Here is an 8,294-nt window from a genome sequence, read left to right on the forward strand (position 1 = left end):
CGAAAAAAAACGGGGACAGTTTGAACTGTCCCCAGGTTATTAGCAGCAACCGCCGCGCTTGCCTGCTCCGCCGTAGCGGGCTTCCTGGCGTTCGCGGAAGAATTCCTCGTACGTCATCATCGGCTCGCCCGGGTGCGTGGCTTCCCGGTGCGTGACGTAGGTGTCGTATTCCGGCAGGCCCATCATCAGACGCATGCTTTGTCCGAGATAGCGGCCCGCCTTGGCGATTTCGCCCAACATCACTGCACCGTCGGGATCAAGACCACCGGGCTTTCCTTGGCGGTCGGCTGCGACGCGGCGCGCGCCACCAGCACGGTGCGGATGCCGAACACCAGCACGCTCAGCACGACGATCACGAAGAAGCCGGCCAGCGACGCGTCCAGGTAGTCGTTGAAGATCACCTGCTGCATCTGCGCCACCGACTTGGCCGGCGCCAGCAGCTTGCCGTCGTCGAACGCGGCGCGGTACTTGGCGGCGTGCGCCAGGAAACCGACCTTGGGATTGGCGTCGAAGATCTTCTGGAAGCCGGCCGTCAGCGTGCACAGCAGCAACCACGCGGTCGGCACCATCGTCACCCACGCGTACTTGGCGCGCTTCATCTTGAACAGCACGCAGGTGCCGAGGATCAGCGCGATCGCCGCCAGCATCTGGTTGGCGATGCCGAACAGCGGCCACAGGGTGTTGATGCCGCCCAGCGGATCGACCACGCCCTGGTACAGGAAGTAGCCCCAGGCCGCCACGCACAGGCCGGTCGCGGTCAGGTTGGCGAACACGTTGTCGGTCTGCTTCATCGAAGGCACGAACGCGCCCAGCAAGTCCTGCAGCATGAAGCGGCCGGCGCGGGTGCCGGCGTCCACCGCCGTCAGGATGAACAGCGCTTCGAACAAAATCGCGAAGTGGTACCAGAACGCCATCATGACCTTGCCGCCGATCACGCCCGACAGGATCTGCGCCATGCCCACGGCCAGGGTCGGGGCGCCGCCGGCGCGCGAGATGATCGACGCTTCGCCGACGTCCTTGGCGGTCTGGGTCAGCATTTCCGGCGTGATGTAGAAGCCCATCTGCGACACCGCGTGTGCGGCGGACTCGGCCGTGGTGCCCAGCAGCGCGGCCGGGCTGTTCATGGCGAAGTAGACGCCCGGCTCGATGGTCGAGGCGGCCACCAGCGCCATGATGGCGACAAACGATTCCATCAGCATCGCGCCGTAGCCGATGAAGCGGGCGTGGCTTTCATTCTCGATCATCTTCGGCGTGGTGCCCGACGAGATCAGCGCGTGGAAGCCGGACACGGCGCCGCAGGCGATGGTAATGAACAGGAAGGGGAACAGCGAGCCGGCCCAGACCGGTCCGGTGCCGTCGATGAACTTGGTCATGGCCGGCATCTTCAGGTAGGGCGCGACCACGACGATGCCCAGCGCCAGGCCGACGATGGTGCCGATCTTGAGGAAGGTCGACAGGTAGTCGCGCGGCGCCAGCAGCAGCCACACCGGCAGCACCGAGGCGATGAAGCCGTAGCCGATCAGCATCCAGGTCAGCTCGGTGCCGGTGAAGGTGAACATCGGCGCCAACGCGGCGTTTTCCTGCACCAGCTGGCCGCCGAAGATGGCCGCCATCAGCAGCACGAAGCCGATGATCGACACCTCGCCGATGCGGCCGACGCGGATGTAGCGCGTGTACACGCCCATGAACAGCGCGATGGGGATGGTCGCCATCACGGTGAAGCTGCCCCACGGCGAGCCGGTCAGCGCCTTGACCACGATCAGCGCCAGCACCGCCAGGATGATGACCATGATCATGAAGGTGCCCAGCAGCGCGATCATGCCGGGGATCTGGCCCAGTTCGGACTTGATCAGGTCGCCCAGCGAGCGGCCGTCGCGGCGCATCGAGATGAACAGCACGATGAAGTCCTGCACGGCGCCGGCAAACACCACGCCGGCCAGTATCCACAGCATGCCGGGCAGGTAGCCCATCTGCGCGGCCAGCACCGGGCCGACCAGCGGGCCGGCGCCGGCGATGGCGGCGAAGTGGTGGCCGAACAGCACATATTTGTTGGTCGGCACGTGGTCGAGGCCGTCGTTCAGCCGGGTGGCCGGGGTCATGCGCTTGCTGTCCAGGCCCAGCACCTTGTCGGCGATGAACAGGCTGTAGAAGCGGTAGGCGATCAGGTAGACGCAGACGGCGGCGATGACGATCCAGATGGCGCTGATCGCTTCGCCACGCTTGAGGGCGATGACGCCCAGCGCGGCCGCGCCGCATAGCGACAGGGCGGCCCAGCCCAGCTTGCCGGCCAGGGGATGTGTTGATGTTTTCATGCTTCCTCCAAGGTGGTCAGGCGCTGCTCCGATGGCATCTTGGCAGCTTATGATCAGTATTCAGCAAGCTGATAACCCGTACAAGCGCACCAATACGCACTATCGCTCGGTATCACTACGTAGGCTGGCGGCCGCGCCGGGGGCGTAGAATCGCGCCTACAGAATAATTACGAGACAAAGCCATGAAACTGCGGCAAAAAGTTATTTTCCTGGCGATCACGCCGCTGATCCTGGCGCTGTGCGCGATCGCCTTCGCCGTCCGCCACCAGTCGGAACTGCTGGCGCGCCAGCAGCACGCCACCATCCAGCAAGCCTATCTGAGCAGCAAGGAGGCCGAGCTCAAGCACTACGTCGCGCTGGCCTCGCACTCGATCGCCAGCCTGTACGAGTCGGGCCGCGACGACGATGCCACCAAGAACGAGGCCAAGCGCATCCTGGCCTCGCTCAGCTACGGCGACGACGGTTATTTCTTCCTCTACGACATGCAGGGCAATACGCTGATGCATCCGCGCCAGCCGGAGCTGGTGGGCCAGAACCTGTTCGAGCTGCGCGACGAGCAGGGCCAGCCGACCATCCAGAACCTGCTGCGGCGGGCCCGCGCGGGTGGCGGGCTGGAGCGCTACATGTGGGTCAAGCCGTCCACCCGCAAGCCGGTCGCCAAGCTCGGCTATGTGATCGCCATGCCGAAATGGGGCTGGATGATGGGCACCGGCATCTATCTGGACGACGTCGACCGGGCGCTGGCCCAGGTCGATGTCCAGCAGTCCGGCAACATCCACAACACCATGCTGTGGATCGCGGCGATCGCCATCGCCGCGTCGGTGGCGGTGGCCAGTTCCGGGCTGGCGCTGAACATCAGCGAACTGCGCGTGGCCGACGCCAAGCTCAAGGTGCTGGCCCAGCGCGTGGTCGAGTCGCAGGAGGAGGAGCGGGCGCGGCTGTCGCGCGATTTGCATGACGGCATCAGCCAGTGGCTGGTGTCGATCAAGCTGCAGATCGAGGCCGGCATCATTCGGCTCAACAACAGCCTGGCATCGGACCAGCCGGACCAGCTGCAGGCGGCGCAGAAGGTGTTCGAGCACGCGGCGGACCAGCTCAGCAACGTGATGGGCGAGGTGCGGCGCATCTCGCACAACCTGCGGCCGGCCATCCTCGACGACCTCGGGCTGGCTGCGGCGCTGCACCATCTGGGCCAGGAGTACACCCTCAGCAGCGGAACCCCGGTACACTTCACAGCATCCGGCAGCACCGATGAGTTGCCCGACGTCGCCAACACCGTGCTGTTCCGCCTGGCGCAGGAGGCGCTGACCAATATCGAGCGCCACGCCGGCGCCGGCCATATCGAGATCGGCCTCGCGGGCGGGGCGGGCGGCGTCACGCTGACCATCCGCGACGACGGCGCCGGCTTCGACGCCGAGGGCATCGCGCTGCATCCCCAGCGCGGAATCGGATTGCGCAATATGATGGAGCGCATGGACGCCATCGGCGGCCGCTTCGGGATCCAGTCATCGGCCGACGGCACGGTGGTCACGGCGTTTGCCGGCAACAACAGTTAGAACAGTTAAAGAGCAGAACACGATGACAGCTACAATCAAAATCCTGCTGGTCGACGACCACCCGCTGGTGCGCGACGGCCTGCGCGCGCGGCTCGAGGCGATGCCGCAGTTCCAGGTAGTGGCCGAGGCGGGTGGCGCGGCCGAGGCGCTGGAGCAGGCGGCCCAGTGCGACATCGACCTGGTGCTGATGGATATTAATATGCGCGGCACCAACGGCATCGAGGCGACGGCCCAGTTCAAGCAGGCGTTCCCGCGCATCGCCGTGCTGATCCTGTCGATGCACGACAAGCTCGAGTACGTGTCGCAGGCGATCCAGGCCGGCGCGCGCGGCTATGTGCTCAAGGATGCGCCGGGCAAGGATATCGTGGTGGCGATCGAGACGGTCATGTCCGGCGGCATCTATTACAGCGCCGCGCTGGCCCGCCAGCTGGCCCAGCCGCAGAACCAGGACAACCAGCTGACCTCGCGCGAGCACGAGGTGCTGCGCCACATCGCCAACGGCGAATCGAACAAGCAGATCGCCCGCGCGCTCGACCTCAGCGTGCGCACCGTGGAAACCCACCGGCTCAACATCAAGCGCAAGCTGGGCATCGAAGGGCAGGCCGAATTGATACGTTTCGCGGTCCAGCACGCCCAGTAAAACCGGGTGCCACTTGCCATACCAGTGAGCAATTTTTAACAGTGCGTGTTCGCTCGGCAATATCTGCTATATTCCTGTGCCGGTTACGTAATCGTAACTGTCGTTATGCAAAAGAAAATGTTTCGCGCGCAGTAAATTGGTCCTATACTGGTCATATTGCTAATCACGTTACTATCAACATGGTATTTGGTTGCTTTAAGTCAATGGGTGATCTAAGATTGCGCGCACTACCCTCAATGAGATATTGATGTCTGCGCCTGAATCCAGCCTGTTTCCACTGGTGAAACTGCAAGCGGTGTCCAACGCTCATAATGAGTGGGTGGCGCTGGCTTTTGAATTGTCTCCCGAGTCCGGCGATCCCTTCCAGGCGGCGCTGACCCTGCTCAAGACGCCGGACGTGTTTGCCGCGCTGGCGCCGCTGGACTGCATCCTCCCCATTCCCCATCCGCTGCAGCTGGAACTGTCCCAGCTGGAGTCGCTGCCGGCCAGCAACGTGATCCTGCGCGTGCCGGCCGACGCCTGCGCCGACGCGGCCGTGCAAAAGAAACTGGCCGGCTATGCCGACGCCGGCTACCGCATCATGGTCGACGGCGTGGCCGGCATGGGCGCCACCCTGTGCGGCGCCAAGTCGCTGGCCTACGACGCATCGCTGACCCTGCCGCCGGTGCTGGCGCTGGTGGGCCAGCCGGGCCCGCACCTGGCGACCGGCATGGGCAGCGAACAGCGCATCGCCGAATGCGCCGCGGCCGGCTTCAGCTGGTTCACGGGCGACTTCGCCATGCATCCACCGCACGACATGAACGCCGGCGACGGCACCTCGCGCAAGCGCCTGCTGGCGCTGCTGGGCCTGCTGGCCCGCGACGCCGACTCGCGCGAACTGGAAGTGCTGCTGAAGCAGGATCCGGCGCTGTCCTACCATTTATTGAAGCTGGTGAACTCGGCCGCGTTCGCGCTCAGTTCGCCGATCCACAGCTTCGGCCAGGCCATCAACGTGCTGGGCCGGCGCCAGCTGCAGCGCTGGCTGCAACTGCTGCTGTACGCGCGCCAGCAGGACGACGGCATGACCAATCCGCTGCTGCCGCTGGCGGCGGTGCGGGCGGCGCACATGGAAGCGCTGAGCAAGGCGCTGGGCTGGGACCGCGACCAGCAGGACATGGCCTTCGTGGCCGGCGTGTTCTCGCTGCTGGACGTGCTGCTGGGCATGCCGATGACGGAGATCGTCGCCGCGCTGAGCCTGGACCTGGACGTGGTGATGGCGCTGCTGGACCGCGGCGGCCCGCTGGGCGAGCTGCTCAGTCTGGTGGAAAAACACGACGGCGCCGGCCTGGCCAAGGCCGGCATCGATCACGAGACCTATTGGGGCGCGCAACTGCAGGCTTACCACTGGGCGATCCAGGTGAGCAGGAATATATAAACCATGCTCGCGCACCCCGTCTCCGACTTCCTCAGCAACAGCGCGGCCTTGTGCGACGCGGTGCTGCGCTTGCGGGGCACCGCATTGAACGAGGAACTGGGACGCATCGTGCGCAGCGTGATGAACAGTCCGCTGGGCGACTTCCTGCCGGCCGACACCCACGCCATGCTGCTGCATCCGCCGGTGGAGGAGGTGCTGGCTGCCAACGACGACGCCGTGCAGAGCCTGACGCAGGACATCGTCTTCGAAGGCCAGTACTTCGGCCGCTTCGTCGTCTCCGGCCGCCAGCAGCACTACACCGACATCGACCGCCAGCACCTGGCCAGCCTGGCTTCGCTGGCGGCCAGCGTGCTGCAGGTGCATTCGCTGGCGCAGCGCTCGACGCACGCCTACGTGCAGGTGGAAGCGCAGCTGCAGCACCAGGCGCAGATCCTCGACCACATCCACGAGTCGGTGCTGACGATGGACATGAACGGCTTCATCATCAGCTGGAACAAGGGCGCCGAACGGCTGTTCGGCTACACCGCGGTCGAAGCGCTGGGCCGCAACATCCTGTTCCTGTACGACGACGAGGACGAGAGCTTCGACGACGCCTTCCTGGCGCAGGGCGGCCGGCTGATGGAAGTGCGGCGCAAGAAGAAATCCGGCGAAGTGTTCTGGGCCAGCCTGTCGCTGTCCCCGCTGTGCGACATCAACGACCGCTCGATCGGCCTGATCGCCTACCTGACCGACATCACCGAACGCAAGATGGCGGAAGAGCGCATCCACCACCTGGCCTACTACGACGCGCTGACCGACCTGCCGAACCGCTCGCTGCTGACCAAGCTGGTCGACCAGGCGCTGACGGTGGCCCAGCGCAGCAAGCTGAGCGGCTGCGTGCTATTCATCGACCTCAACCGCTTCAAGCTGATCAACGACACCCTGGGCCGCAGGATCGGCGACGAGCTGCTGCGCGAAGTGGCGCGCCGCTTCCGCGCCGTGCTGCGCGACCAGGACCTGGTGGCGCGGCTGGGCGGCGACGAATTCGCGGTCGGCCTGTTCGAGCTGGGGCAGCACTTCGAAGCCAGCATGGTCGCGCAAAAACTGCTGGCCACGCTGAACACCCCCATCCTCATCGACGGCCACGACCTGCGCGTGGGCGGCAGCATCGGCATCAGCGTCTATCCGCAGGACGGCGGCGACGCCGAAACCCTGCTGCGGCTGGCCGACATCGCCATGTACCGCGCCAAGCAGGAGGGCGGAGCCGAGGGCGACCACGTCGCCTTCTACAGCCAGGACATGAACCAGGGCATGCAGGAACGCATGCGCATCGAATCGGGCCTGCGGCATGCGCTGGGCAACGGCGAACTGCTGCTGCATTACCAGCCGAAGTTCTCCATCACCAGCGGCAAGATCATCGGCGCCGAAGCGCTGGTGCGCTGGCGCCATCCGGAACGCGGGCTGGTGCCGCCGGCCGAATTCATCCCGCTGGCCGAGGCCACCGGGCTGGTGGTGCAGGTCGGCGAATGGGTGCTGGAGGCGGCCTGCGCGCAGGCCAAGGTGTGGAAGGACGTGGGATTGCCGCCGATACGGCTGGCGGTCAACGTGTCGGCGCGCGAGTTCACCTCGACCTTGCCGGGGCGGGTGCTGGACACGCTGAACCGCTACGGGCTGGAGCCGTCGTGGCTGGAACTGGAAATCACCGAGAGCACGCTGATGCACAACATCGACCGCGTGATCGGCATCATGGACCTGATCACGGCGATGGGCGTGACCTTGTCGCTGGACGATTTCGGTACCGGGTATTCGTCGCTGTCCTATCTGAAGCGCTTCCCGATCGACACCTTGAAGATCGACCGCTCGTTCACGATCGGCATCCCGAGCGACGCCAACGATTGCGCGATCGCCAACACCATCATCAGCATCGCGCAGCAGCTCAAGCACAAGGTGATCGCCGAAGGCGTGGAGACGGTCGAGCAGCTGGCGTTCCTGAAAAATTCGGGCTGCGACGAGGTGCAGGGCTATCTGTTCTCGCGTCCGTTGGGAGCGGAAGAATTCGAGCAGGCGCTGCGCGAAAACTGGACACCGGGGCAATCCAGCAGGGCCGCGTGATGAAAACGGCCATTATCGGGGTGAAATCTGTATAATGTCGCACACTTAGGAAGCGTGGCCGAGTGGTTGAAGGCACCAGTCTTGAAAACTGGCGACGGGTTAAACTGTTCGTGAGTTCGAATCTCACCGCTTCCGCCAAGAAACAAAATAAACCGCCATCTGGCGGTTTATTTATTTCTTGGCGGAGTGTGAGATTCGAAGGGCATGGCCCTGCAGGGCCATCCCGCTCCGAATCGTCCAACTGCTGGGCGCTTTGCGCCCAGCCTCGGGGGGGGGGGGGG

The 8,294-nt window shown here is 64.9% G+C and carries 6 protein-coding genes and 1 tRNA gene; 5 read left to right on the plus strand and 2 right to left on the minus strand.

From position 1 onward, the window contains the following. Nucleotides 1-39: 39 nt before the first annotated feature. Together ACCD07_RS25760 and ACCD07_RS25765 are read right to left on the minus strand one after the other, a co-directional pair. A complete protein-coding gene (locus tag ACCD07_RS25760) occupies nt 40-240 on the minus strand; it encodes a YbdD/YjiX family protein (protein WP_176653593.1) in 201 nt (66 codons plus the stop codon). Beyond that, nucleotides 240-2,312: a carbon starvation CstA family protein gene (locus ACCD07_RS25765; protein ID WP_176653594.1), complete on the minus strand. Its 2,073-nt coding sequence runs from the start codon at nt 2,310-2,312 to the stop codon at nt 240-242. The genes ACCD07_RS25760 and ACCD07_RS25765 overlap by 1 nt, the downstream gene beginning before the upstream one ends. A 182-nt stretch (nt 2,313-2,494) precedes the next feature. Here ACCD07_RS25765 and ACCD07_RS25770 point away from each other — a divergent pair, with 182 nt between their 5' ends. The 5 genes from ACCD07_RS25770 to ACCD07_RS25790 all read left to right on the plus strand — a co-directional run bounded on the left by ACCD07_RS25770 (nt 2,495) and on the right by ACCD07_RS25790 (nt 8,151). Further along, nucleotides 2,495-3,868 carry a cache domain-containing protein gene (locus ACCD07_RS25770; RefSeq protein ID WP_353404683.1) on the plus strand — a complete coding sequence of 458 codons (1,374 nt, stop codon included), beginning with the start codon at nt 2,495-2,497 and terminating at the stop codon, nt 3,866-3,868. 22 nt (nt 3,869-3,890) lie between these two features. Further along, nucleotides 3,891-4,508, plus strand: a complete 618-nt coding sequence (locus ACCD07_RS25775; RefSeq protein ID WP_176653596.1) for a response regulator — start codon at nt 3,891-3,893, stop codon at nt 4,506-4,508. A 247-nt stretch (nt 4,509-4,755) separates the two neighbouring features. Then, nucleotides 4,756-5,922 carry an EAL and HDOD domain-containing protein gene (locus ACCD07_RS25780; protein ID WP_413448977.1) on the plus strand — a complete coding sequence of 389 codons (1,167 nt, stop codon included), beginning with the start codon at nt 4,756-4,758 and terminating at the stop codon, nt 5,920-5,922. A 3-nt stretch (nt 5,923-5,925) separates the two neighbouring features. After that, nucleotides 5,926-8,013 carry a putative bifunctional diguanylate cyclase/phosphodiesterase gene (locus tag ACCD07_RS25785; RefSeq protein WP_353404684.1) on the plus strand — a complete coding sequence of 696 codons (2,088 nt, stop codon included), beginning with the start codon at nt 5,926-5,928 and terminating at the stop codon, nt 8,011-8,013. A 48-nt stretch (nt 8,014-8,061) separates the two neighbouring features. Further along, nucleotides 8,062-8,151: transfer RNA gene (locus ACCD07_RS25790), tRNA-Ser, on the plus strand. The last annotated feature ends 143 nt before the right edge of the window (nt 8,152-8,294 follow it).

It is taken from the genome of Duganella sp. Dugasp56 (assembly GCF_047304105.1).
GTDB lineage: Bacteria > Pseudomonadota > Gammaproteobacteria > Burkholderiales > Burkholderiaceae_D > Rugamonas > Rugamonas hordei.

What these genes read in the sequence shown, in the direction of transcription:
- ACCD07_RS25780 (WP_413448977.1), top strand. Translation starts at nt 4,756, where the DNA reads ATGTCTGCGCCTGAATCCAGCCTGTTTCCACTGGTGAAACTGCAAGCG.
- ACCD07_RS25785 (WP_353404684.1), top strand. Translation starts at nt 5,926, where the DNA reads ATGCTCGCGCACCCCGTCTCCGACTTCCTCAGCAACAGCGCGGCCTTG.
- ACCD07_RS25760 (WP_176653593.1), bottom strand. Translation starts at nt 240, where the DNA reads ATGTTGGGCGAAATCGCCAAGGCGGGCCGCTATCTCGGACAAAGCATG.
- ACCD07_RS25770 (WP_353404683.1), top strand. Translation starts at nt 2,495, where the DNA reads ATGAAACTGCGGCAAAAAGTTATTTTCCTGGCGATCACGCCGCTGATC.
- ACCD07_RS25775 (WP_176653596.1), top strand. Translation starts at nt 3,891, where the DNA reads ATGACAGCTACAATCAAAATCCTGCTGGTCGACGACCACCCGCTGGTG.
- ACCD07_RS25765 (WP_176653594.1), bottom strand. Translation starts at nt 2,312, where the DNA reads ATGAAAACATCAACACATCCCCTGGCCGGCAAGCTGGGCTGGGCCGCC.